We start from the raw sequence: 24729 nt of genomic DNA on the forward strand, positions 1-24729 counted from the left end.
CATCTTCAGCGAGTCAGCTTCTTGTACGACAAAGCGGTCGGGCGGTCGGCGGCGTCGCCCAGGCGGCGGCGCTTGTCTTCCTCATAGGCCTCGAAATTGCCTTCGAACCATTCGACATGGCTGTTGCCCTCGAAGGCGAGGATGTGCGTGGCAAGACGATCGAGGAAGAAGCGATCGTGGCTGATCACCACGGCGCAGCCCGCGAAATTCTCGATCGCTTCCTCCAGCGCGCCCAGGGTCTCGACGTCGAGATCGTTGGTCGGCTCGTCGAGCAGCAGGACGTTGCCGCCGCGCTTGAGCATCTTGGCGATGTTGACGCGGTTGCGCTCGCCGCCCGAGAGCTTGCCGACATTCTTCTGCTGGTCGGCGCCCTTGAAGTTGAACGCGCCGACATAGGCGCGCGTCGAGGCGTCGTGGCCGTTGACCTTCATGTAATCGAGCCCGTCGGAGATTTCCTCCCAGACGTTCTTCTTGTCGTCGAGATGGTCGCGGCTCTGGTCGACATAACCCAGGCGCACGGTCGAGCCCATTTCGATCGTGCCGCTGTCGGGCGTTTCCTGGCCGGTGATCATCTTGAACAGGGTCGACTTGCCGGCGCCATTCGGGCCGATCACTCCGACGATGCCGCCGGCGGGCAAGTTGAACGACAGGTTCTCGAAGAGGAGCTTGTCGCCATAGGCCTTGGAGATGTTCTCGACCTCGATGACCTTGCCGCCGAGACGCTCGGGCACCTGGATGACGATCTGCGCGCCGGTCGGGCGGCGATCCTTCTGCTGCTCGACGAGCTGTTCGAACTTGGCGATACGCGCCTTGGACTTGGTCTGGCGCGCCTTGGCGCCCTGACGGATCCATTCGAGTTCGTTCTTGATCGCGGTCTGGCGGCTCGATTCCTCGCGGTCTTCCTGCTCGAGGCGCTTGGCCTTCTTCTCGAGATAGGTCGAGTAATTGCCCTCGTACGGGAAATACTTGCCGCGATCGATTTCGAGGATCCACCCGACGACGTTGTCGAGGAAGTAGCGATCGTGGGTGATCATCAGGACCGCGCCCGCATATTCCTTGAGATGATGCTCGAGCCACTGGACGCTCTCCGCATCGAGATGGTTGGTCGGCTCGTCGAGCAGCAGGATCGAGGGCTTCTGGATCAGCAGGCGGGTGAGCGCGATACGGCGCTTCTCACCGCCCGAGAGGTTCTCGACCGGCCAGTCCGACGGCGGGCAGCGCAGCGCTTCCATCGCGACTTCGAGCTGGTTGTCGAGCGTCCAGCCGTCGACCGCGTCGATCTTGGCCTGGAGATCGCCCATCTCCTCCATCAGCGCGTCGAAATCGGTGTCGTCCTTGGGATCGCCCATCTCCGCCGAGATCGCGTTGAAGCGATCGACCAGATCGGCAGTGGCGCGGGCGCCCTCCTTGACGTTTTCGAGCACGTTCTTGGTCGGATCGAGCTGGGGCTCCTGCTCGAGATAGCCGACGGTGATGTTCTCGCCGGGCCATGCCTCGCCGGTGAAGTCCTTGTCGACGCCGGCCATGATCTTCATCAGCGTCGACTTGCCGGCACCGTTGGGGCCGACGATGCCGATCTTGGCGCCCTGATAGAATTGCAGGTTGATGTTCGACAGCACCGGCTTGGGCGCGCCGGGGAAGGTCTTGGTCATGTCCTTCATGACGAAGGCGTATTGGGCGGCCACGATAGGGTCTCCGATGGAAGTCTGGGATGCGGGAAAGGTTGGCGGCGATGTAGCGATCGGAGCGCCAATTGGCAACGCAGCCGAAATTCGAACAAAGCAGAAACGACGAGGCCTTGGCAAACGTTACGGGCCTAGCTAGCACGCAAGCATGACCAAGCGCCTCCTGCTTGCGGCCGCCGCCGCGCTCGCCCTTCCCCTTCCCGCCATTGCCCAGACCCATGACGTCGTCGCGTTGCGCGATGCGGCGCTGAAGGACGATGTAGCCTGGGACATTACCGAGGGGCTGACCACCGAGGTCGGTCAGCGGCTCGCCGCGACCGAGGCCGAGGCGCGCGCCCGCGCCTGGGCAGTGAAGAAGCTGACCGCGCTCGGCTTCCACAACGTGCATATCGAGACCTACAAGATGCCGGTCTGGGTGCGCGGCGCGGAGACCGCCGAGGTCGTGGGCGCGGCGGCGCAGAAGCTGACGATCGCCGCGCTCGGCAATTCGGGATCGACCGGGCCGCGCGGGGTCGAGGCGGAAGTCGTCTATTTCCCGACACTCGCCGATCTCGAAGCCGCGCCGGCCGCGGCGGTGAAGGGCAAGATCGTGTTCATCAGCCACGCGATGACGCCGACCCAGGACGGCTCGCAATATGGCGTGTTCGGCGGCGCGCGGCGCCAGGGCCCGGCGATTGCCGCGAGCAAGGGCGCCGCGGCGGTGCTGATCCGCTCGATCGGCACTGACCACCATCGCAACCCGCACACCGGCGTCACCAGCTGGCCCGAGGGGACCAAGCCGATTGCCGCGGCGGCGCTGTCGCTGCCCGACGCCGAGCAGCTCGAGCGGCTGCTCAAGCGCGGGCCGGTGCGGCTCAAGCTGCTCGTCACGCCGCAATTCAAGGGCGAGGCCGAATCGGGCAATGTCATTGCCGACGTACCGGGCAGCGACCCGCAGGCGGGTATCGTCTTGGTCGGCGGCCATCTCGACAGCTGGGATCTCGGCACCGGCGCGATCGATGACGCCTCGGGCGTCGCGATCACCACCGCCGCCGCCAAGCGGATCCTGGACGCGGGCCAGCCGCGCCGAACGATCCGCGTCGTGTGGTTCGGCGCCGAGGAAGTCGGTGGCTTCGGCGGCGAGGCCTATGCCAAGGCGCATGCTGTCGAGCGCCACGTTTTCGCGTCCGAGTCCGATTTCGGCGCCGATCGCGTGTGGAAGTTCGAGACCAACCTGCCCGCTTCAGCTACGCCGATCGCCGACCGGCTGGCCTCCGCGCTCGCCCCGCTCGGCATCTCGCGCGGGAAAGGCAGCGCCGGCGGCGGCACCGATGTCGGCCCCGTGCTGCGCACCGGCGCCGCGGGCATCGATCTCGACCAATCGGGACTACGCTATTTCGACTATCACCACACGCCCGACGACACGCTCGACAAGGTCGATCCCGAGCAGCTTCGCCAGAATGTGGCAGCATGGACTGCCCTACTCGCCATCGTGGCGAACGCACCCGAGGATATCGGCAAGGTAACGCCCGCCGCGCACTGACCGTCGCATCGGCAAGGCGCTTCGGCGTCCGAATTGGGGCAAAAAAATGGCAGAAATTTTGCGTTTTGTCGCATTTGCGATTGACGCAGGCGCAACGACCGCTATTTCAGCGGTTCGCGTCGGGCATTGGGCCGGGTGCGAAACGTTTAATGTTCCACAGGAGCACCCCATGAAGAAGATCCTCATTGTTGCTGCGACCGCCGGCCTGATGTCGCTCGCGGCTTGCAACGGCGGCACCACCAACACCACTGCCGAGAACGTCGCGGAGAGCCACGAGGCGAACGCTGCGATCTACGAGGAAGCAGCCGACAACACCACGAACGCAGTCGCCGAGAACGTTCTCGAGAACGCTGCCGACGTCGAAGAGAACAAGGCCGACGCCGCGCACGACAACGCGACCGCGCATTGATCTCTTTTCCGGTCCGCACGGCCGGAACGGAATTCAGGAAGGGCGTCCCTGCGGGGGCGCCCTTTTTGCTTGCAACGCGTTGATCCCGACCGGCATCGAACCGGCGCGGCGGCGGAAAGGACGAGGATGGGACCGGTCGTAGGCGCGGACGGGCAGAAGCGGCCGTTCTGGCGGCTGCTCTATTTCTGGGTGCTGATCGGAATCCTCGCCGGCGTCGCTGTCGGCGCGATCTGGCCGGCGTTCGGCGCGGGTCTCCAGCCGCTCGGCGAAGCCTTCATCAACCTCGTCAAGATGATCATCCCGCCGGTCATCTTCCTTACCGTGGTCACCGGAATCGCCGGATCGCACCAGCTCGCCGCGCTCGGCCGCGTGGTAATCAAGGCCTTCGCCTATTTCCTGTTCTTCTCGACCCTGGCGCTGATCGTCGGGCTGATCGTCGCGCACGTTGTCCAGCCCGGCGCCGGCATGCATGTCGATCCGCGGACGCTCAACGCCGCCGCGGTCCACGGCTTCGAGGAGAAGGCGCACGAGACGACGGTTACCGGGTTCCTGCTCTCGGTGATCCCGACCACCCTGGTCTCGGCATTCACCAGCGGCTCGATCCTCCAGATCCTGTTCGTCGCGGTGCTGTTCGGCGTGTCGCTGACGCTGGTCGGCGACGCGGCCCGGCCGGTGACCGACATGCTCGAGCGAGTCGCGCTGGTGATCTTCCGGCTGGTGACGATCGTGATGTGGGCGGCGCCGGTCGGCGCGTTCGGCGCGATGGCATTCACGATCGGAAAATATGGGCTCGGCAGCCTGCTGAGCCTCGGTGCGCTGGTCGGCACCTTCTACCTGACTTCGCTGATCTTCGTGCTGGGCGTGCTCGGCGTGGTCAGCGCGCTCACCGGCTTTTCGATCCTCAAGCTGATCCGCTATCTCAAGGCCGAGTTGCTACTCGTGCTCGGCACTTCGTCGTCGGAAGCCGCCCTCCCCGCCCTGATCCAGAAGATGCAGCGCGCCGGGTGCGACAAGGAAGTCGTCGGTGTGGTGGTGCCCACCGGCTATTCGTTCAACCTCGACGGCACCAACATCTACATGACCCTCGCCGCCTTGTTCATCGCGCAGGCGACCGGCGTGCAGCTGACGCTGGGCGAGCAGATCGCCTTGCTCGGCGTGGCGATGCTGAGCTCGAAGGGCGCGGCGGGCGTAACCGGATCCGGGTTCATCACGTTGGCGGCGACGCTGGCGATCGTGCCCAAGGTGCCGATCGCCGGCATGGCGCTGATCCTCGGCGTCGACCGCTTCATGAGCGAGTGCCGCAGCCTGACCAATTTCATGGGCAATGCCGTCGCGACGATCGTGGTGGCCCGCTGGGAGGGCGCGCTGGATCGCGAGCAGCTGGCGAGCGCGCTGAACGGCGTGCCCGAGGCGGCAGCTCCCGACCCAACGCCGGAAGCTGCCGACCGCGCTCAATAAGCTGCGGTGAAGCGCTCCCGGCTGTGGCTGTGCTGTTCGAGCGCATCGACCATCGCGATCGCATAATCGGCGAAGCTGATCCGGCTCTCGCCGGCCCCGTCACTGATCAGCTGGTCGCCGCCGAGGCGGAACTCGCCAGTGCGCGGTCCTTCGAAGATCAGCGCGGCGGGGGAGAAGTAAGTCCAGTCGATGTCGCGTTCACCGCGCAGCGCGTCGAGGAAGGCGATGCCGCCTGCAGCCATGTCCTTCCACTCGGCCGGAAAGTCGGGAGAGTCGAAGAGCCGCTTGCCCGGCGCCACTTCGAGGCTTGCCGCGCCACCGGTGACCAACAGCCTGCCGACCCCGGCATGCTTGAGGGCAGAGAGCAGAGTGTCGGCGGCGATGTCAAAATGGAGCGCGCTGATCACGGCATCGCTGCCGCGGATCTGGTCCGCCAGAGCGTGGCTGTCCGAGGCGTCGCCGGCGATCGCGGTCACGCCTTCCGTTGCCGCAATGCGCCCAGGGTTGCGCGCAATGGCCAGCACATGATGCCCGCGCGCGGCGAGCTCCTTGGTGATTTCCGAACCGGCGCGCCCGCTCGCTCCCAGAACCGCAACTCTCATGATCGATCTCCACTTGGTTTCCAACGGTGACCAAGTCGGTTATGGCGACCGACCATGCAAGACGGCACTTCGATCTCACTTGGTCACCTGGAGGGTACCACCTTCGCGCGCGGCAACGCCTATGCGCGCGACTGTCCGACCCGGAAGCTCCTCGACCGGATCGGCGACAAATGGAGCGTGCTGATCCTGTTGCTGCTCGGCGACGGGGCGATGCGCTTCAGCTTGCTCAAGCGGCGGATCGACGGGGTGTCGCAGAAGATGTTGAGCCAGACGCTGCGATCGCTCGAGCGCGACGGGTTGGTGGGGCGCGAAGTGGTCGCGACAGTGCCGATCACGGTGACCTATCGCATCACCCCGCTCGGCCGCGAGCTGCTCGGCGCGATGCGGCTGATGATCGACTGGGCCGAGACCCGCATGCCCGCGGTCGAGGCGGCGCAGCGGCGCTTCGATGATCGGCTTACAGACGCATAGCCTCTCAGGCCTTCAGGAAGCGCTGGTCGACCACACGTTCGAGCACGGTGAGCGGCATCGCGCCTTCGAGCAGAACGTCGTGGAAGGCGCGCGGATCGAACTTCGCGCCCTGCGCCGCCTTCACCTTGTCCCGCAGGCGCACCCACATGGTGTGGCCGATCTTGTAGCTGCACGCCTGGCCCGGCCAGACGGTGTAGCGGTCGATCTCCCCCTGGCTGCGGCCGCGCGCGATGCCGGTGGTCGCGATGAAATAGTCCGTCGCCTTCTCGCGCGACCAGCGCTTGTGGTGGAGCCCCGAGTCCACCACGAGCCGCGTCGCGCGAAACAGCAGCGACTGGAGATAGCCGACCTGGCCGAGCGGATCGCCCTGGTACATCCCCATCTCGTCGGCGAGCTGCTCCGAATAGAGCGCCCAGCCCTCGGTATAGGCGTTGAAGTCGGCGCGGCGGCGGATCAGCGGGATGTTGGGCGACTCGAGCGCGAGCGTCACTTGGAGGTGGTGGCCCGGGACCGCCTCGTGATGGGTCAACGTCGCGAGGCCGAACTTCGGCCGGTCGAACGTGTCGCGCAGGTTGATGAAGTAGATCGCCGGCCGCGAACCGTCGAGCGAGGCGTTCTGGTAATAGCCGCCCGGCGCGCCGGCGCGGATCGCCGCGGGCACCTGGCGGACTTCGACCGGTGCCTTGGGCAGCGAACCGAATTGCTCGCCAAGCCGCGCCTGCATCGCCCGCACCTGCGCGCGCAGCGCCTCGAGCAGCGCCTCGCGGCCCGGATCGGTGTTGGGGAAGAGCTGGTCGGGGCGCTTGTTGAGCGCGACTAGCCGCTCGCCCACCGTGCCCTGCCTTATGCCCTGCGCCTTGAGGATCGTGTCGATCCGCGCGCTGATCTCGGCGACCTGATCGAGCCCGAGCTGGTGGATCTCGGCGCCGCTGAGGCTGGTGGTGGTCGCGGCCTGCGCGGCGGCGCTGTAATATGCGTCGCCGTCTGGGAGGCGCCACACGCCGGCGTCGTGGACGGCCTTGGCGCGCAGTTCGGTGACCAATGCGCGCTGGCGGTCGATCGCCGGGAAGATGCGTTCGGCGACGATCTTTTCGGCCCTGGCGGCGCGATCGGCGGGCAGCTTCGCCGCGGCGAGCTTGGCGGTGAGCGAGGTGACCATCACCGTCTCGGACGCGGGCTGGTCGCGCATTGCGGCGATCTGCTTGAGCGTGGTGTCGAGGATGTAGTCGGGCGCGAACACGCCGCGCGCGGCATCGTCGCGCTGGCGGTTGATGTCGTTGTCGATCGCCTTCGGAAAGGCTTCGAGCCGCGCCAGATAAGCATCGGCATCCACGGCGTTTTCGACGCGGTGCTGCGAATCGAGGAAGTCGGGGACGTCGCGATAGGCACCGCCGAGCTGGCTCAGAATGTATGGTGCGAAGCCGTCGCTGTTCGATCCGTAATGGAAGCGCGCGGTGGCGGCGATGTTGCGCTCCAGCTGATGGGCGACGACCTCCTGGTCAAGCTTCGCGGAGGCCGAGAGCGTGGCGGCAGGGATCGCGCGAAGCTCGGCAAGCTCTCGCTTCGCCCGCGCCGTCGCTTTCGCCACGCCGGCCGCCGAATTGTCGCTGAGCTTTGCGCGCAGCCCGGCGCGAGTGCCGGTATCGAGCCCGAGCTGAGTGGCTGCCTCCGGGGAGTCAGCAAGCCGATCGTAGAAGAAGCGGTCGAGCAGGGTCGAAAGCCGCTTGTCGGCGCTCGCCTGGCTGCGCGGCGCGGCAATCGCGGGAAGCGCGGCGGCCAGCGAGACCGCGCTTGCGCCGCCTAGGAATTCACGACGGTCCACTTTGTGTTCCTTCCTCTCTCTGCGGGAGAGTAGCGGAGCTTGGTGAGTGTGTTTGCGCTATCGAGAGCGCCATCCCCTCACCCAGCTCCGACTTGGGCCCGCTGAAGAAGCGGACCCAAGTCCGCACAACCCTCTCCCGACGGGAGAGGGAGTTCCTTACCGCCCCGCTTTTTCCCACCAGTACGCGCCGCGCTTGGCAGTGCCCGTCGCGACTTCGTCGAGCGTCGCCGCGTCGTAGAGCCGGCCGCCCTGCATCACGCGCGAGACCTTGTCGCTGTTGCGGATGTCGACGGTCGGGTCCTTGTCGAGCACAACGAGGTCGGCGAGCTTGCCCACTTCGAGTGAGCCGATGTCTCGCGCCATGCCGAGCGACTGCGCCGGAACGATCGTCCCCGCGCGCAGCGCCTCGACCGGCGTCATCCCGCCGCGGACGAACGACCAGAGCTCCCAATGCGCGCCGATTCCCGCCTGCTGGCCGTGCGCACCGATCGAGACGAGAACGCCGCGCTTGGCGAGCTTGTGCGCCTCGCGGGCATTGTCGTCGTCGACGAAATTGTCCTCGGGCGCCTTGATGCGGCGGGCGTTGTCGGCGAGCAGGACGGTCGGCGGCGTGTGCGCGCGGAGCAGCGGGTGCGCATAGACGTCGGTCGCCTGCCGCCAATAGGGATCGCCGGCGAGCCCGCCATAGGTCACCACCAGGGTCGGCGTGTAGTTGGTCCTGGTCTCCGAGAAGAATTGCAGCACGTCGTCGTAGAAGGTCTCGAGCGGGATATTGTGCTCGAGCGTCGAATTGCCGTCGGCGATCAGGTTCATGTCCATCCCGAACAGCGACCCGCCCTCGGCGACGACCTGCATGTTCTCGCGCCGTGCCGCCTCGACCACCTGCTGGCGCTGCTCGCGGCGCGGCTGGTTGTAGTTCTTGACGCTGTGCCCGCCCTGCGCCTTGAGCCGCCGGACATGCGCAAGCGCATCGTCGAGGCTGTCGATCTGCGCGTAGACGTCGGCGGCCTTGGCGCCGTAGACGATCTCGCCGGTGGAGAAGATGCGCGGGGCGAGGATCAGCCCGGCGCGCTGCATCTCCGAGGCGGCGAAGATTTCGCTCGAGCGGTTCGACGGATCATGGATCGTCGTGGTGCCGAGCGCGAGGTTCTGCTGCATCGACCAGTTTTCCTGCGGGATCAGCTCGTCGCTGCCCGCGGGGCCGTGGGCGTGGGCGTCGATCAGGCCGGGGATGATCGTTTTGCCGGCGGCGTCGACCACCGTCGCGCCCGCCGGCACCGGCGTGGAGGCGCGCGGGCCGACCGCGACGATGCGGTCGCCCCGGATCACCACGACGCCGTCGTCGATGATCCCGCCCGACGCATCGGCCATCGTCACGAGGCGCGCGCCGGTAATCGCCACGGTGCCGCTCGGCTTGGCCGCCACGACTTCGCGCGCCAGCGACACGCCGCTGGTCGGGGGCACGAACTTGGGCGCGTCCTCGGCGCGCGGCGCGCTGGGGAAGAGCGAAGCAGTGTCGACGGTATAGACCGTCGGGCCGAGGCTCCAGTGGAGCCGCTGGCCGTCGTTCGACCAGTTGATATAGTCGGCGCCGCCCTCGCTCACCTTGGTGACCGGCATTGCCTTGGAATCGCTCGCCAGCGCTACGGACTGGTTGCCCGGCATCAGCGGCGCGACAAAGGCGGCGTAATTCTGGCGGAAGGCGACGAATTCGCCGCTGGGCGAGACGATATAGTCGGTGACCAGCTCACCGCTGGCGTGAACGCGCTTGTCCTGTCCGCTGAGATCGGTGCTGACCAGCTCGCGCATGCCCTTCTCGCCCTCGCCGATCATGAAGATGCGGTCATTGGCGGCGCCGAACTGCGGCGCGGCCATACCCTTGGCGACGCGCACGACATCGCCCCCGGAGGCGGCAACGCGGTACACGCCGGGATCCTGCGCCCAATTGGGGCTGGTCAGATTGCCGGGCGAGACGCGCTCGAACACGATCGTCTTGCCGTCGGGCGAGAAGCGAGGACGGGCGTAGTGACCCGGCTGGCTGGTGACGTCGCGCGGGCTGCCGCCGCTCGCCGCGACGGTGCGAATATGACCGAGCCCCTTATCGGTCCAGCCGACGAACACCACCGAGCGGCCGTCGCGCGACCAGCTCGGGAACAGTTCGAAGCCGTCGCCGCCGTTGGTCAGCCGCTTCGGCGCGCCGCCGCCCATCGGCTTGACCCACAGCTTGCCGAGGCTTTCGAACACCACGCGGTCGCCGGCGGGCGAGACCGCGGCGAAGCGCGGCATCGCGGTGGTGAAGCGATCGGGCGCGACCGCGATCTGCGGATGCGGCGCGTCGATCACGCCGCGGGTGTCGTTGATCGCGAAGGGAATCTCGCGCGCGTTCGCGCCATCGGCATCGATGCGGCGGATCTTGCCCTTGGCCCAGAATAGCAGCGATTTGCCGTCCGGGGTCCATGCCATGTTCGGGTAGACCCCGGTGACCGCCCAGGTCTCCTGCACGTCCTGGTCGAGATCGTCGTAAATCTTGCGCTCCTCGCCCGAGACGAGGTCCTTGACGTAGAGCTTCGAGCGGGTCGCCTCGCGGCGGACGAAGGCAATCTTCTTGCCATCGGGCGACGGCGTCGGGCGCACCGCACCGCCCGCCCCGGTCACTGCCTTGCTGACTTCGCCGGTGTCGAGATCGTAGCGCTCGATGTCGAACAGATCGGTGTTCGAATCCTGGGCATATTCGAAGATCGGCCCCGGCGTGACGTTGCGCGTGTAGAAGATCGACTTGCCGTCATGCGCGTAGATCGGCTCGCCGAGCTCCTTCTGATGCGTCTCGTTGGGGCGCTTGACCAGCATCACCCCGCCGCCGCCCGAGACGTGATAGAGCCAGACCTCGCCGGTGCCGAGCGAGCGGCCGGTGGTGAAATGCTTCTTGGCGGCGATGTAGCGGCCGTCGGGGCTCCAGCTCGGCTGGTTGAGCAGGCGGAAGTCTTCCTTGGTGACCTGGCGCTTGTCGCTGCCGTCGCGGTTCATCACCCAGATATTGTCGCCGCCGCCGCGGTCCGAGGTGAAGGCGATGCGCCGGCCGTCGGGCGAGAAGCGCGGCTGGACTTCCCAGGCGAGCCCCTCGGCGATCCGCGTCGGCGTGCCGCCGGCGATCGGCATCGTGTAGATGTCGCCGAGCAGGGCGAAGGCGATCGTGCCGCCGTCGGGGCTGACGTCGAGATCCATCCAGCTGCCTTCGGAGACGCGGATCGGAATCTGGCGGATGGTCGCGCCGGCGGGGGCGTTGACGTCCCATTTGGCGGGCTTGTCGTTTTTCGGAGCCGCGACCGGGGTGGGCGCTTGCGCAGGCACCGGCGGCTGGGCCGGCTGCGACTGCTGCTCGGGCGGGCGGACGATCTGGTCCTCGGGCGCCTGGGTCTCCTGTACCGGCTTTTCCTGCGGCGGGGCGACCTGTGCCGCGGCCTGATGCGTGGCCAGTGCAACCAGCGAGACGAGCGCGATCGCAGTGATTTTCATGATTCCCCCTTGATTTGAGGCGCCTGTTATCGGCGGCCAGGCGAGGCGGCGCAATCGCGAACGTGGACGCGGCGTCGATCCCCGTAGCGCGTGCTCCCGCGGACGCAGGAGCCCCGGATAGCGGAGTACGGCGTCACCCTGGGCGCCTGTTTCGCAGGAGCACCGGCAGGTTTCAGAACCAGCTGCGGATGCCCGCGACGAAGCGCAGGCCCCCCGCCCCCTCGTCCCGCCGGCGCGCATCGCCGAACTTTCGGTCCCATGACAAGCCCACATAGGGCGCGAATTCGCGGACACGCTCGTAGCGAAGCCGCAGCCCGAGTTCGGCCTCCGACAGGCCGGCGCTGGCGCCGGGCATATCCTGCGCGGCGAAATTGAGCTCGGCGCGCGGCTGGAGAACGAAATCCTGGGTGATGCGCTGGTCGTAATGACCCTCGACGCGCCCTGTCAGGTCACCCTGGGTCGACAGGAACAGCGTAGCTTCGAGCTCGAGCCAATAGGGCGCGACGCCCTCGACCCCCAGGGCCGCCCAGGTCCTGCGGGGCCCGGCGCCGAGATCCTGTCGGACGCCGGCGCGCAGGTTCCAATAGGGGTCGTGCGCGCGGCCGTAGAGCGCCTGGATTTCGGCATGGTCCACGCCGCCGGCAAAGGCGCCAGCGCCCTCGCTCTTGAACAGGAAGCGATCGCGGTCGCCGCCGATGCTTGCCTCGCCGTCCCAGCGATAGCCGTCGTCCGCCTGGTATTCGAGGATGTCGAACAGGACCTTCGAATAGACCATCGCGCCATGTTCGTGGCGCATCGCCGCTTCGGCCGCGGCCATCGCGCCGGGGTTCCAGTAGCGGTCGGCGGCGCGGTCGCGCGGTGGAACCGGCGGGGGGGCGTTGCCGGCAGGCAGATCGGTGCCTGCCGGGCCCGAAACCGCGGGCATGTGGTGACCGGCATGCGGGTCCGCTGGAGCGGCCGCAGGCGTTTCCATTGCCGGCATGTTGCCCATGTCATGGCCGGCATGGGGATCGGCCGGCGCGGCTTGCGGACGCGGTGCCGGCTCGCGTGGCGCGCGCTGGGGCTTCGGCTTGGGCTTGGCGGCGGGTTTGGCGGGCATCGCCATTCCCGGCATGTGCATCGAATGGTCCTGCGCCGCTGCGGGAAGCGCGAGCGCCAACGCGGCGAGGCCCAGCAAGGTCTTCATGCCGTCGCGCCTTCGAGCGGCCGCACGCTTACCACCTGCATCATCCCGGCGTGCATGTGGTACAGCATATGGCAGTGGAACGCCCAGTCGCCGGGCACGGCGGTCACGTCCCAGCTGACCTTGCCGCCGGGTGCGACGTTCACGGTGTGCTTACGCGGCGAATGGTCGCCATGGCCGGTGACCAGCTCGAAGAAATGGCCGTGCAGGTGGATCGGGTGCGCCATCATCGTGTCGTTGACCAGCGTGACCCGCACGCGCTCGCCGGCGGTGAAGGCGATGGGGTCCTTGACCTCGCTCAATTTCTCGCCGTCGAACGACCACATATAGCGTTCCATGTTGCCGGTGAGGTGGATCTCGAGCGCACGTGACGGCGCGCGGACGTCGGGATTGCGCTCGAGCGCGACGAGGTCGCGATAGGTCAGTACGCGGTGGCCGGCGTCGGCCAGCCCCAGCGTCTCGCCGGTGCGGTCGACGGGCATCGGCGCGATCGTCTGGACGCCGGGGCCCAGCTTTACCTGCGGCGCATTGGCGGGGTCGCGCATCTTCATCGACATGCCGTGCATGTCCATCGCGCCGTGGTCCATTCCCGCCATGTCCATGCCCATGTCGCGCATGGTCGCGAGAGGGCGTTTGCGGAGTGGCGGGATCGCCGCCGTCATGCCCGGCCGCGGCGCCAGGGTCGCGCGCGCCATGCCCGAACGATCGGCGGATTCGGCGACGAAGGCATAGGCGCGGTCGTCGGCGGGCGTGACGATCACGTCATAGGTCTCGGCGATCGTGATCTGGAGCTCATCGACTTCGACCGGCCGGACGTTCTGGCCGTCGGCCTGGACGACCTGCATCGCCAGCCCAGGAATGCGGACGTTGAAGATCGTCATCGCCGAGGCGTTGACGATGCGCAGCCGGATGCGCTCGCCCGGCTGGAACAAGCCGGTCCAATTGTCGGCGGGGCCGTGGCCGTTGACGAGATAGGTGTAGGTCGACCCGGTGACGTCAGCGATATCGGCGGGGTCCATCCGCATGCCCCCCCATTGCAGCCGATCCCTGAGCGGCTGGTCCTTGCCCGCGAGCAGCCCGCCGAGCGTCTGGCGCTGGCGGTTGAAATACCCCGCTTGCTGCTTGAGCTTGCGGAAGATTGCATGTGGGTGAAGCGGACTGTGATCGGACAGCACGAGTACGTGCTCGCGATCGTAGGCGACCGGATCGGCATCGGCGGGGTCGATCACGATCGGGCCGTAATGCCCCATTTGCTCCTGCAGCCCCGAATGGCTGTGGTACCAATAGGTGCCCGACTGGACGATTGGGAAGTCGTAGGTGAAGCGCGACCGCGCAGGGATGCCGGGAAAGGAGATACCTGGCACGCCGTCCATCTGGAACGGCAGGATCAGCCCGTGCCAATGCACCGAGGTCGGCTCGTCGAGATCGTTGACGACGTGGATCCGGGCGTGCTGGCCTTCGCGCAGGCGGATCAGCGGCGCGGGTACCGTGCCGTTGATGCCGATCGTGTGGCTCTCGCGGCTGTCGACGGTGAGCATCTGGTGCGCGACACGCAGGGTGATCTCGTCGCCCGCCACCGTCGGCAAGGTGCTCGCGATGCCCGGCGACACGCTCTGCGCCCACGCCGGCATCCAGCGCGCGAGCGCGGCGGCGCCACCGGCGATTGCGGCGCCGCGCAGCAAGTTTCGCCGGTCGATCTTGGCAGTCATCGCTGCGCGTCCCTCCGAGTAACAACGTCGTCGCGGCGCCGTTTTGCACGCGAACCGCGATCCGCTATGGGGTCTGACATGATGTCAGAGTCAACGGCCGTCGCTCTTATTGGACTTCATGCAGCGTCGCGGTGCGTACGGACGAAATGAATATCGGCGACGCTTCCAAGGCGAGCGGCATCTCGCAGCGCATGATCCGTCATTACGAGAAGCTCGGGCTGATCCCGCCGCCGCCGCGGCGCGCCAGCGGCTATCGCGATTATGCCGATGCCGACGTCCACCGGCTGGCCTTCATCGCGAGCGCGCGCGACCTCGGTTTCCCGATCGAGGACATTCGCGAATTGCTGTCGCTCTGGACCGACCGCAACCGCGCCAGCGCCGATGTGAAGGCGCTCGCGCTCGCCCGTGCGGAAGAGCTTGGCCGCAAGGCGCGCGCGCTCGACGAAATGCGGCGGACGCTCGTCGACCTCGCCTCGAGCTGCCAGGGTAACGATCGCGCCGATTGCCCGATTCTCGACCGGCTCGAGGGGCGGCCTGAATCGAACGGACCGGCGCGCATCACGCACCGGCCCGTCCATAGCGCAGGGCGGCTTAGAACTCGGCGTTCATCCCGATGAAGAAGGTCCGGCCCGCCACGTCATAGGTGCCGGGATAGGTGTTGCCGTTGCCGAAGCTGTAAAGCAGCCCCTGCGCGATCGCCGGCGGGTCCTTGTCGAGCAAATTGTTCACGCCGAGGCGGAAGCTGACATTCTGCTGGACCTTGGCGGTCAGCGCGAGGTCGAAGTAGCTGTAGGCCGGCAGGCTGGCGTTGATGACATAGGCCGGTCCGGTAAGGAACGGATCGTCGGTGTTGTTGGTCAGCTTGGTACCGCCGATATAGCGCCAATTGAGCGACACCGAAGCAATGTGGCTCGTGTCCGACCAGCTGAGCCGCGCCTGGTGCCGCCATTCGGGGCTAGGCTGGCCGCAGGTCGGGCCGAACAGGCCGACGCAGTCGTAACTGCCGAGGCCGGGCAGCGGCTCGTTGCGGAGTTCCTTCAGCCAGGTGCCGACGAACGACATGCTGAACCCGCCGATTCCCGTATCGAAGGCGTAGTCGGCGCCCACGTCGATGCCCGAGGTCTTGAGCGATCCGGTGTTGAGCGTGGTCGAGACGACATAGCCCTGCTCGCCGAAGAGCACGCCGTTGCGCGGATCGCGGTGGAACAGCGAGCAGAAGAACGGGTCGCCCGTCTCGATGCACTGGCTGATCGTCAGCGAGGCGGGGATCGACGAGATATAGTCGCGCACCTTGATGTCGAAATAATCGACCGACAGCGAGAAACGCCGCAGGAAGCGCGGCGCTAATACAACGCCGGCGGTGTAAGTGTCGGCCTGTTCGGGGCGCAGCGCCGGATTGCCCCCGCCCTGCGCCACGCAGACTTCGCTCGGGCATTCGATGATATGGCCATATTGCGCCGCCGAGACACCGGTCGCCGCGCACTGCGCCGCGGTCGCGGTCGGGGTCGCGCCGGCGCACGGATCCTGGGCCGAGATGTTGCCGAGGCCCTGCGCCGCGAACAGCTCCGAAATGTTGGCGCCGCGGATCGCGCGATTGTAGCCGGCGCGGAAGCGGATGTCGCGGATCGGCGCCCAAGCGAGCTCGCCCTTATAGGTCGAGACGCCGCCGGCCGGCGTGCTGTACTTCGAGTAGCGATAGCCTCCGGTCACCGAGAGTTCCTGCGCGAACGGCCGATCGGTGACGATCGGTACGCGGATCTCGGTGAACAGGTCGGTGACGTTGAACGCGCCGCGGCTCTCGAGCGTGCCCTTTTGCTGGGCGAGCGCATCGGCGTGGAAGACCAGGCTCTCGCGGCGATGCTCGACCCCGAACACCGCGGCAATGCCCTGGTCGGACCACGGGCTCTTGACGCCGTAGCTGGTCAGGTCGGCAGTGACGGTGCCGCTGAGCACAGTCTCCTTGTCCATCCCCCGAGTGAAGGTCGGCGAATAGATATAGTCGAGTGATTCCGCCGACAGCCCGGCATATTGGAAGACGTTGAGCGGCACGCACGCCTTGTCGGTGCCGTCCACTACCGACTTGCAGGTCGGCACGCCGCCGACATTGACGACCTGGAGCCCGCGATTGGCGCGGACCGGATCGATGTCGTTCTGGTAATTTTCGTTGAACAACACGCGCGAGAACAGGCCGTTGACGTCGTAGCTGATTCCCTGCGCGATCTCGCCGCGGATCCCGCCGGTGACGCGGAAATCGGTGTGGCGCAGATCGTCGCGGCGCGGGCGCGCGGGCGCCGCGACCGGGCGATAGCCGATGAACAGGTCCTGCGACGCCGCGGTGCCGTACGCCCCGCCGCACAAGAGCTGGCCCTGCTGCGCGCCGAGCAGCGGATTGTCGCAATTGACCGTGAACGTCGTGCCCTGGAACAGCGCCGAGGGGGCGACCTGCGAATTGGTGCGGTCGTCCATGAACATGAAGCTGGCGTAGATTTCCGCCGCGGGCGCTGCCTCGAAGCGCGCGAAGGCGCCGGCGGTGTAGCGCTTGTCGTTGCGCTGGAAGTAGACGAGCGGCGCGTAATTGTAGCGGAAGCTGCTGTTGTATGGCACCCAGGTCTTGGTGCCATCGCGGGTGTTGTTGAACGCGGTGCCGGCATTGGGACCGGTCAACGGCTGGAACAGCCCGAACTCGTTGTTCGACGAGCCGCCACAGACGAAGCCGGTATTGGTGGCGTTGGGATCGAGCGCGCAGGCCGAGACGTCGCGGTCGGCCTGGCGGATCGGCTGGACCTCGCGATAGCCGAAATAGGCCATGACGTTGCCGCGGCCGTCGGCGAAGCTCTTGCCCACTGCGATATTGGCGTCGAAGCGCTGGCCGTCGATCGGCGAGGACAGCGCGTTCTGATATCCGCTGGCAGTGACCAAGCTGCGGCGCGCGGCATCGTCATTATGGTGGTTCGAAAAGCCGTATTGGACGTCGGCGACGACGCCGTTCAGATCCTTGCGCAGGATAAAATTGACCACGCCCGAGATCGCGTCCGAGCCATAGACCGCCGACGCGCCGCCGGTGACTACGTCGACGCGCTCGACGAGGAACGAGGGCACGAAGTTCACGTCATTGGCCTGGATCGGCAGCAGGCGCTGGCCATTGAGCAGGATCAAATTCCGGTTGCTGCCGAGGTTGCGCAGGTTGAGCCGCGCGGTGCCGTCCGAGCCATTGGATACGTTCTCATTGGCATCGGGAGTGATCTGCGGGAGCCGGTTGAGCACGTTCTCGATGTTGGTCGCGCCCTGAAGGCGGATCTCGGCGGAATCGACCGCGGTGATCGGGCTGTTGCTGACGAGCCCGGGCTGCTGGATCCGCGTGCCGGTCACCGTCACCTCGGTGTCGCCGCTCTCTTGGGACGCCCCGTCGGCGGTGGTCGGCACGGTCTGCGCGGCGGCTGAGGAGGCGGCAGCGACGAGTGCAGCTGCCATTGCACTTCCCACGAGTAACCCACGGTGATTCCGCATCTTTACGTCCCCTCTTTTATATACCTCATATCGTGTACGGTATACAATGTCAGCGAACGAGACGTTTTGCAATGGGATTGTAATCGAGGCGAACAGCAGGGCGCGACCGGAGCCTCGGCGCTGGACCCATCTGAATCACGCGCTTCCATGGACGCACATTCACGGCATCAACCACGTCGATTCATCCGGGCCTCCGGAGCGCCAAGGCTGAATGTTGCAACCGCTTGACAGTGCCGATCTCTGTCATATGGTATACGTTATATAGTATAGCTGACAGGTCGACATTGGGGAGATTGGGGATGGGACGAGCAGGTAATCGATATTTCGGCCTGGCGCGGGCGCTGGCGCTGGCCACGGTTTCCTTGGGAGCGCTGACCGCGACACCAGCGGCCGCGCAGGACGCACCCACATCCAGTCCAGCGCAGGATGAAGAGACCGTCGATTCGACGGACCGCCCCAGCGACGTCGTCGTCGTCGGCATCCGCGGCAGCATCGATTCCGCCAACGGCAAGAAGCGCAACGCCAAGCAGATCGTCGATTCGGTGGTGTCGGAGGATGTCGGCAAGCTGCCCGACAACAACGTGCCCGAGGCGCTTTCGCGCGTTACCGGCGTGCAGATCGACCGCGTCCACGGCGAAGGCTCGAGCGTCACGATCCGCGGGCTATCCGACGTCCAGACCACGATCAACGGCAACGAAGCCGGAGTCGCCGGCCAGCGCGCGCTCAACCTCGCGGACATTCCCGCCGAGCTGCTCAAGTCAGTCGACGTCTACAAGACGCGCAGCGCCGACCAGGCCGAGGGCGGCATCGCCGGCACGGTCAATGTCGAATTGCGCCGCCCGCTCGACCTGAAGAAGGGGCTGACCCTTGCGGGCAGCTTCCGCGAGACCTTCTCGGACATCGGCGACACCAAGAGCCCCTATGCGAGCCTGTTGCTGGCCGAGCGCTTCGACACGGGCATCGGCGAAATGGGCTTCCTGCTCAACGGCTCGCTGACCAACAACAAATATGAGGAGAATTTCGTCGCGGCGGAATCCCCCGGGCAGATCGGCTTCTTCACCGGCAGCCCGTCCAACAACAGCGTCCCCGCCGCGCTCCGCGATACGCTCATCCCCTATGCAGTGACCTATGGTGTCGAATCCGGCTCGACCAAGCGGCCCTCGCTGAACGTGTCGTGGCAGTGGCGCGCGAGCCCGAAGCTCGATTTCGTGCTCGAGGGGTCGTATCTCGGTGCGCGCCAGACCGCGGCGAGCGATTATCTCAAGCTGCAGACCAATACCGACCAGGGCAGTTATTCGAACCTCGTCGTCAACGACGATGGCACGATCCGCTCGATCACGCTCAACAATCCGAACGGCGTCGGCGGTGGCCCGCTGTCGATCTACCAGAAGACGCGCACCGACACCTACACCACCAATTTCGCGACGCGCTGGAACAGCGACAACGTTCATATCAATTTCGCGACGCAGTATAATTGGTCGGACTCGACCTATTATTTCGTTCAGCAGCAATCGCGGATAGCCGGGGCGACGTCGGTCGACGTCGATTTCAACTCGAGCAATGTCCCCGGCGGCGGACCCTACATCACCTTCCCGAACAATTCGCTCAACACCCTGGCCGACTATCGCCTGTACCAGGTCCATGATCAGAATGGCGGCAACAACGACACGCTCTTCGCCAGCAATCTCGATTTCACGATCGATACCGGCAAGGGCCTGCTGCGATCGGTCCAGTTCGGGACGCGCTTCACCAAGCGCACGATGGGCTATATCTATGGCTATCGCGACGCGTTCTACTTCAACACCGCGACCGCGCCGTCGATGCAGGCGGTAGCCGATGCGACGGGCAACAGCTTCGTGACCTCAACGCCGGAGATCCGCAACGGCGAGGTGCCGAGCTGGTACCATTTCGACAATGCGCAATATTACGACAATTTCACCGCGGTGCGCGATTACGTCATGGACAATGGCGCCGACCTGCTCGGCAATGACTGGAACCCGGAGCAGCCCGGCAACAACGATCCGGGCTCATCCTATCGCGAGACCGAGCGCACCTTTGCCGCTTATGGCATCTTGAATTACGGGCTGGATGCGCCCTTCCCGATCGATGGCACGATCGGGCTGCGCTACGTCAACACCTGGGGCACCGCGCAGAGCACGCAGAATTACTTCAACGTGGTCAACGGTGTGGTCGACACTGGCACCGTGCTGCACCGCCTGACCTCGTCCAAGGGCAATTATGTCGACTTGCTTCCGAGCGCGACGGTCAATCTCCATTTCACTTCGAAGCTGCAGCTGCGGCTATCCTACACGCACAATGTCCAGCGGCCGAGCTTCTACGACCTGCGCACCTTCAAGGAGCTGCGCGATGCGATCATCAACCCGACCAACCCGGTCTATGCCGGCAATCCGGACCTGAGGCCGATCCAGGAGAATAATTTCGACGCCTCGCTCGAACATTATTTCACCGGCGGCATGGTGTCGCTCGGCGCGTTCCTCAAGAACCAGAACGGCTTCATCTATTATACCCTGCCCAAGATCGGCGATGTCGGGTCATACGAATATATCCCCGAGCTCGGCGGCAGCTACCGCGTCGGCAAGCCGCGCAATGCCGGGCCGGGCAAGATCTTCGGGGTCGAGGTCCAGGGCAATACGTTGTTCGGCTTCCTGCCGGGCTTCGCGCGCAATTTCGGCGTCAATGCCAACTTCACTTATATCCCGGTGTCGCGCCTCGAGCTCTATCGCGACGACAATACGCCCGACGTCCCCGGCATCTTCGATGCGCCGTACACGTCGAAATATACCGGCAACGTCGCATTGTTCTACGATACGCCGACCTTCAGCGCACGCGTCGCCTACAATATCCGATCGAAGTTCAAGACCGCGATCGACTACGTCAATCCCGGCTATTCGGTCTATATGAAAGCCACCTCGCGCCTCGACGCCGCGGTCAACGTGACCCCGGCCAAGTTCGTCACGCTCAGCCTCGAGGCGACCAACATCCTGCGCAACAATGCCAACACCTATTTCGGCGCGTACAACGCGCTGCCGGTCGGCGTGCGCGAGCAGGCGCGGACCGTGCAGGCGAGCGCCCGCTTTCGCTTCTAAGGGGCGCTTGATTATCCGCGGAGGGGCGGGTCGCGCAGGCGATCCGCCCCTTCTGTATGGCGAGGGCGCTACCGCCCCTCGACGCGCAACATCACTGCGCCGTGCGCCGGCACGTCGAACCCCAGCGCATCGGCCGCGATCGACTGCCCCCGCCACAGATCGCGGGCCGCGGTGATCGTCGCGAACCCCGCGTCCGCCGCGCGCGCCTCGATCCTCGCACCCGCATCGCCGCGGTTGAACAGCGCCAGCGCGACCGCACCGTCGGCGAGCGGCTTTGACCAGATCTCCGCTGCGCCCTCCTTGCGCACTGCCCTGCCCTGCTCGCCCTTGGCATCCTGATCGACTGCGATCACTTCGCGATTTTCGAGTAAGCGCAGCATCGCCGGCGGGGTCTGGCGCAGGTCATGCCCCATCAGCAAAGGCGCCGCCGACATCGCCCACAGGGTCATGTGCGTGGTATATTCGTCGAGCGACATGCCGCCATTGCCGACTTCGAGCATGTCGGGATCGTTGAAGCCGTTGGGGCCGGCATGTTCGGGCTTGCCGTTTTTGTCGAAGCCGATCCGTGCCATCGTCGCATAATCGTCGGTGATGTCGCCGGTAGTGCGCCAGAGATGGCCGCCGACGGTGCGGCCCCAGGCGCCGACGTCGAACCGGCCATATTCGCATAGCGAGAATAGGAACGGCCGCCCGGTCGCCGCCAGCGCCGCGCCCATCTCGGCATAGCTGCGCTTCACGGTATCGGCGTCGGCGTAGAAATATTCGCCCGAGCACAGATCGTACTTCAGATAGTCGATCCCCCAATCGGCGAAGGTCTGCGCGTCCTGGCGGACATGGCCGTAGCTGCCCTCGAACCCGGCGCAGGTCCGCGGGCCCTGCGAGCTGTAGATGCCGAGCTTGAGCCCCTTTGCATGGACGTAGTCGGCGAGTGCCTTCATGTCGGGGAAATTGGCATTGGGCCGGATGCGGCCGTTGGGGCCGCGGGTGCCCTGCCAGCCGTCGTCGATATTGACATAGGTGTAGCCGGCGTCGCGCAGCCCGGTCGAGACCATCGCATCGGCGATCGCGCGGATCGTCTTGTCGTCGATCTTGTCGGCGAACTTGTTCCAGCTGCTCCACCCCATCGGGGGAGTCGGCGCCAGGGGCAGCTGTGCGACCGGCGCCCAAGCGGGCAATGGCTGGAAGCGGAAGGCGCGCGCCTCGGCGTCGCGCACCGTGCCGCGCCGACCGTCGGCGTCGATCTTCGACTCCCACATCTGCCCTTCGAGCTGCACGCCCTTGGAGGTGCGCCGCACGACCCAGGTGCGCGTGGGGTGGTCGCGATCGTTGAGGTTGCGCACCTCGAACAGGAGCACGTCCTTCTCCAGCCGCGCGTCCTGCATCTTGACCGGGCCGTACCACTGCGTCGTCACCGCGCCGGTGATGCGGCCGCCGTCGCTGGCGACCTGGAGCATCGTGACGCCGGGATTGGGCCCGGCATGATCGAACAGCCAGACGCCGTCGAAGCGGGTCTGGGCGCGTGCCGCACCGGCCGGCGTCAGCGATGTGGCGAGGGCAAGCGTGGTCAGCAGGTGTCGCACGGGGCTACTCCTTTGGGCAGAACGGAAACGGGAACCCGAGAATGCTGGTCAGGCGGGCAGCACCTGGCGCTTCACTTCGCTGTTGCGCCAGCCATAGGCAAAATAGACTGCGAGCCCGATCGCGTTCCAGACCAGGAAGCGCAGGATCGTCGCCGAGGGCAGGCTGAACAGCAGATAGAGGCAGCCGAGGATCGCCAGCGTCCCGACCAGGTACGGCGCCGGGCAGCGGAACAGCCGCGGTGCGTCGGGGGCGCGGCGGCGCAGCACCATCAGGCACGCGCCGACCGCGACGAAGGCGAGCAAGGTCCCGGCATTGGCGAGCTCGGCGATCTCGTCGAGCCGAAAGAAGCCGGCGACCGCGGCGATGACGATCCCGGTGATCAGCGTGATCCGCGTCGGCGCGCCGGTGCGCGTGCTCACCTTGGCGAGGCTGCGCGGCAGCAGCCCGTCGCGCGCCATCACGAAGAAGATCCGGCTCTGCCCGTACATCATGACGAGGATGACCGACGGCAGCGCGACCACTGCGGCGAGCGCGATCAGGTGTCCCGCGACCGGCTGGCCCAAGGTGCGCAGCACCAGCGCCAGCGGCTCGGCCGAATTGGCGAGCTGCTGATAGGGCAAGGCGCCGACCGCGGCGACCGCGACGAGCATGTAGATCGCCGTGCAGACCAGCATCGATCCGACGATGCCGATGGTCAGGTCGCGGCCGGGGCGCTTGGCCTCCTCGGCCGAAGTGGCAACCGCATCGAAACCGTAAAAGGCGAAGAACACGATCGCCGCCGCGGCCATCACCCCGCGCTTCTCACCGCCGACCTCGCTCGAGCCGAAGCCATAGGGCATGAACGGCTCGAGATTGTGCCCGTCGAACGCAGGCAGCGCGAAGGCGACGAACACGCCCAAGGCGACGAGCTTGATGATGACGAGGACGATGTTGAGCGTCGCGCTCTCGCGCGTGCCCGCAACGAGCATCCCCATCACCCCGAGCGCGACCGCCACTGCGGGCAGGTTGATGAAACCGCCGCCATGCGGCCCGGCGAGCAGTTCGGGCGGCAGATGCACCCCCGCCGTTTGCAGCCAGCCGACCAGATAGCCCGACCAGCCGACCGCGACCGTGGAGCAGGCGAGCGAATATTCGAGGACGAGGCTCCAGCCGACGACCCAGGCGGCCGTTTCGCCGAGCGCGGCATAGCTGAAGGTATAGGCGCTGCCCGCAGCGGGGATCATCGTCGCGAGTTCGGCATAGGCCAGCGCGGCACAGGCGCAGACCGCGCCGGCGATCGCGAAGGCGAGGATCACCGCCGGCCCGGCGCGCTCGGCGCCGACCCCGGTGAGCGTGTAGATGCCGGTGCCGACGATCGCGCCGACGCCCAACGCGATCAGATGCGGCCAGCTGAGCGTCTTGGCGAGTGCATGGCCCTCCGCGTGCTTCGTGACGGTATCGAGCGACTTGCGCGGACCAAACATGCAGCTTCCCCCCTGTTTTTCTCGTCTAGGTCACGGAATCGAATTGCTGGCGCAGATCGTCGAGCGTTCCGCGCAGATGCCCGGTGAGCAACGCGGTCAGCTTGGCGCCGTCTCGCGCGAGCCAGGCGTCGAGCAGATCCTGATGCTCGTTATGCGCGCGCGATTCGCGACCCGCGGGCTGCAAGTGCGCGACGACATAGCGCTCGGCGAGGATCGACAGGCGCTCGACCAATTGGGTGGTCAGCAGCCGGCCGCCGGGACGCACCAGCGCGGTGTGGAAATCGCGGTTGCGCACCGCGACTTCGGCGAGATTGTCGGCCGCGGCGCCGTCGAGCTTCTCGAACGCCTCGATCGCCAGCGCGCGATCGGCCTCGGTCGCGCGCTCGGCTGCATAGACCGCGGCGGGCGGCTCGATCGCGAGGCGGAGGACATAGATTTCGTCGACTTGGCTCGCCGACATCGGCTGCACGAAATAACCACGATTGGCGTGGCTGGTCAGCAGCCCCTCATGCTCGAGCCGGGCCAGTGCCTCGCGCAGCGGGATCTTGCTGACGCCCAATTCGGTGGCGAGCGCGTCCTGCCGGATCGGCAAATTGTCGCGTAATTGTCCGGTGACGATCTGCTCGCGGACGATCTCGAAAACACGCTCGGCCAGCGTACGGACGACGATGCTCATGGCCGCTTCTCCTGGAAATGG

General features: G+C 66.3%; 15 protein-coding genes and 1 pseudogene. 6 read left to right on the forward strand and 10 right to left on the reverse strand.

The window, feature by feature from the left end; translation table 11 throughout:
• Positions 1-5: 5 nt before the first annotated feature.
• On the reverse strand, positions 6-1685 hold the full coding sequence (gene ettA / locus AC3WJI_RS02885; protein ID WP_492755733.1) for an energy-dependent translational throttle protein EttA: 1680 nt from the start codon (positions 1683-1685) through the stop codon (positions 6-8).
• A 148-nt stretch (positions 1686-1833) separates the two neighbouring features.
• Here ettA and AC3WJI_RS02890 point away from each other — a divergent pair, with 148 nt between their 5' ends.
• From AC3WJI_RS02890 to AC3WJI_RS02900, 3 genes are all read left to right on the forward strand, one after another.
• A complete protein-coding gene (locus AC3WJI_RS02890; protein WP_492755734.1) occupies positions 1834-3207 on the forward strand; it encodes a M20/M25/M40 family metallo-hydrolase in 1374 nt (457 codons plus the stop codon).
• Between the two features lie 169 nt (positions 3208-3376).
• A complete protein-coding gene (locus tag AC3WJI_RS02895; protein ID WP_492755735.1) occupies positions 3377-3616 on the forward strand; it encodes a hypothetical protein in 240 nt (79 codons plus the stop codon).
• A gap of 126 nt (positions 3617-3742) precedes the next feature.
• Positions 3743-5074 (forward strand): dicarboxylate/amino acid:cation symporter, encoded by a 1332-nt coding sequence (locus AC3WJI_RS02900; protein WP_492755736.1) that lies wholly within the window; start codon positions 3743-3745, stop codon positions 5072-5074.
• Here AC3WJI_RS02900 and AC3WJI_RS02905 read toward each other — a convergent pair.
• On the reverse strand, positions 5068-5676 hold the full coding sequence (locus AC3WJI_RS02905) for an NAD(P)-dependent oxidoreductase (RefSeq protein ID WP_492755737.1): 609 nt from the start codon (positions 5674-5676) through the stop codon (positions 5068-5070). The two genes, AC3WJI_RS02900 and AC3WJI_RS02905, sit on opposite strands and share 7 nt — an antisense overlap.
• Positions 5677-5730: 54 nt before the next feature.
• On the opposite strand from AC3WJI_RS02905, the gene AC3WJI_RS02910 reads away from it, so the two are divergent.
• Positions 5731-6147 carry a winged helix-turn-helix transcriptional regulator gene (locus tag AC3WJI_RS02910; RefSeq protein ID WP_492755738.1) on the forward strand — a complete coding sequence of 139 codons (417 nt, stop codon included), beginning with the start codon at positions 5731-5733 and terminating at the stop codon, positions 6145-6147.
• Positions 6148-6151: 4 nt separating this feature from the next.
• Here AC3WJI_RS02910 and AC3WJI_RS02915 read toward each other — a convergent pair whose 3' ends face one another.
• The 4 genes from AC3WJI_RS02915 to AC3WJI_RS02930 form a co-directional block, all read right to left on the reverse strand.
• A complete protein-coding gene (locus tag AC3WJI_RS02915) occupies positions 6152-7969 on the reverse strand; it encodes a DUF885 domain-containing protein (protein ID WP_492755739.1) in 1818 nt (605 codons plus the stop codon).
• Positions 7970-8125: 156 nt separating this feature from the next.
• On the reverse strand, positions 8126-11482 hold the full coding sequence (locus tag AC3WJI_RS02920; RefSeq protein ID WP_492755740.1) for an amidohydrolase family protein: 3357 nt from the start codon (positions 11480-11482) through the stop codon (positions 8126-8128).
• Positions 11483-11654: 172 nt separating this feature from the next.
• Entirely contained in the window at positions 11655-12668 is a 1014-nt protein-coding gene (locus AC3WJI_RS02925; protein WP_492755741.1) for a copper resistance protein B, read from the reverse strand.
• Positions 12665-14374, reverse strand: a complete 1710-nt coding sequence (locus AC3WJI_RS02930; protein ID WP_492755742.1) for a copper resistance system multicopper oxidase — start codon at positions 14372-14374, stop codon at positions 12665-12667. The genes AC3WJI_RS02925 and AC3WJI_RS02930 overlap by 4 nt, the downstream gene beginning before the upstream one ends.
• Before the next feature lie 146 nt (positions 14375-14520).
• Here AC3WJI_RS02930 and cueR point away from each other — a divergent pair.
• Positions 14521-14898, forward strand: a pseudogene (gene cueR / locus AC3WJI_RS02935) (Cu(I)-responsive transcriptional regulator); the annotation flags it as partial.
• A gap of 67 nt (positions 14899-14965) precedes the next feature.
• Here the strand turns inward: cueR and AC3WJI_RS02940 are convergent.
• Entirely contained in the window at positions 14966-17845 is a 2880-nt protein-coding gene (locus AC3WJI_RS02940; RefSeq protein ID WP_492755743.1) for a TonB-dependent receptor domain-containing protein, read from the reverse strand.
• Positions 17846-18180: 335 nt separating this feature from the next.
• Between AC3WJI_RS02940 and AC3WJI_RS02945 the strand changes: the two genes are divergently transcribed.
• On the forward strand, positions 18181-20988 hold the full coding sequence (locus AC3WJI_RS02945) for a TonB-dependent receptor (protein WP_492755744.1): 2808 nt from the start codon (positions 18181-18183) through the stop codon (positions 20986-20988).
• A 68-nt stretch (positions 20989-21056) separates the two neighbouring features.
• On the opposite strand, the gene AC3WJI_RS02950 is transcribed toward AC3WJI_RS02945, so the two are convergent.
• Genes AC3WJI_RS02950 through AC3WJI_RS02960 form a run of 3 tightly spaced genes read right to left on the reverse strand, consistent with a single transcriptional unit; the run spans position 21057 to position 24708 of the window.
• Positions 21057-22568, reverse strand: coding sequence for a glycoside hydrolase family 27 protein (locus AC3WJI_RS02950; RefSeq protein WP_492755745.1), 1512 nt, complete (start codon positions 22566-22568; stop codon positions 21057-21059).
• A gap of 48 nt (positions 22569-22616) precedes the next feature.
• Positions 22617-24032, reverse strand: coding sequence for an amino acid permease (locus tag AC3WJI_RS02955; protein WP_492755746.1), 1416 nt, complete (start codon positions 24030-24032; stop codon positions 22617-22619).
• Between the two features lie 25 nt (positions 24033-24057).
• Positions 24058-24708: a GntR family transcriptional regulator gene (locus AC3WJI_RS02960; RefSeq protein ID WP_492755747.1), complete on the reverse strand. Its 651-nt coding sequence runs from the start codon at positions 24706-24708 to the stop codon at positions 24058-24060.
• Positions 24709-24729 lie beyond the last annotated feature (21 nt).

The sequence above is a fragment of the Sphingomonas sp. FW306-1B-B10E genome (assembly GCF_058782005.1).

Bases quoted from the DNA above. Each gene is read 5' to 3' on its own strand.
- AC3WJI_RS02890 (WP_492755734.1), top strand. From the start codon at position 1,834: ATGACCAAGCGCCTCCTGCTTGCGGCCGCCGCCGCGCTCGCCCTTCCC.
- AC3WJI_RS02895 (WP_492755735.1), top strand. From the start codon at position 3,377: ATGAAGAAGATCCTCATTGTTGCTGCGACCGCCGGCCTGATGTCGCTC.
- AC3WJI_RS02900 (WP_492755736.1), top strand. From the start codon at position 3,743: ATGGGACCGGTCGTAGGCGCGGACGGGCAGAAGCGGCCGTTCTGGCGG.
- AC3WJI_RS02905 (WP_492755737.1), bottom strand. From the start codon at position 5,676: ATGAGAGTTGCGGTTCTGGGAGCGAGCGGGCGCGCCGGTTCGGAAATC.
- AC3WJI_RS02910 (WP_492755738.1), top strand. From the start codon at position 5,731: ATGCAAGACGGCACTTCGATCTCACTTGGTCACCTGGAGGGTACCACC.
- AC3WJI_RS02920 (WP_492755740.1), bottom strand. From the start codon at position 11,482: ATGAAAATCACTGCGATCGCGCTCGTCTCGCTGGTTGCACTGGCCACG.
- AC3WJI_RS02925 (WP_492755741.1), bottom strand. From the start codon at position 12,668: ATGAAGACCTTGCTGGGCCTCGCCGCGTTGGCGCTCGCGCTTCCCGCA.
- AC3WJI_RS02930 (WP_492755742.1), bottom strand. From the start codon at position 14,374: ATGACTGCCAAGATCGACCGGCGAAACTTGCTGCGCGGCGCCGCAATC.
- AC3WJI_RS02940 (WP_492755743.1), bottom strand. From the start codon at position 17,845: ATGGCAGCTGCACTCGTCGCTGCCGCCTCCTCAGCCGCCGCGCAGACC.
- AC3WJI_RS02945 (WP_492755744.1), top strand. From the start codon at position 18,181: ATGGGACGAGCAGGTAATCGATATTTCGGCCTGGCGCGGGCGCTGGCG.
- AC3WJI_RS02955 (WP_492755746.1), bottom strand. From the start codon at position 24,032: ATGTTTGGTCCGCGCAAGTCGCTCGATACCGTCACGAAGCACGCGGAG.
- AC3WJI_RS02960 (WP_492755747.1), bottom strand. From the start codon at position 24,708: ATGAGCATCGTCGTCCGTACGCTGGCCGAGCGTGTTTTCGAGATCGTC.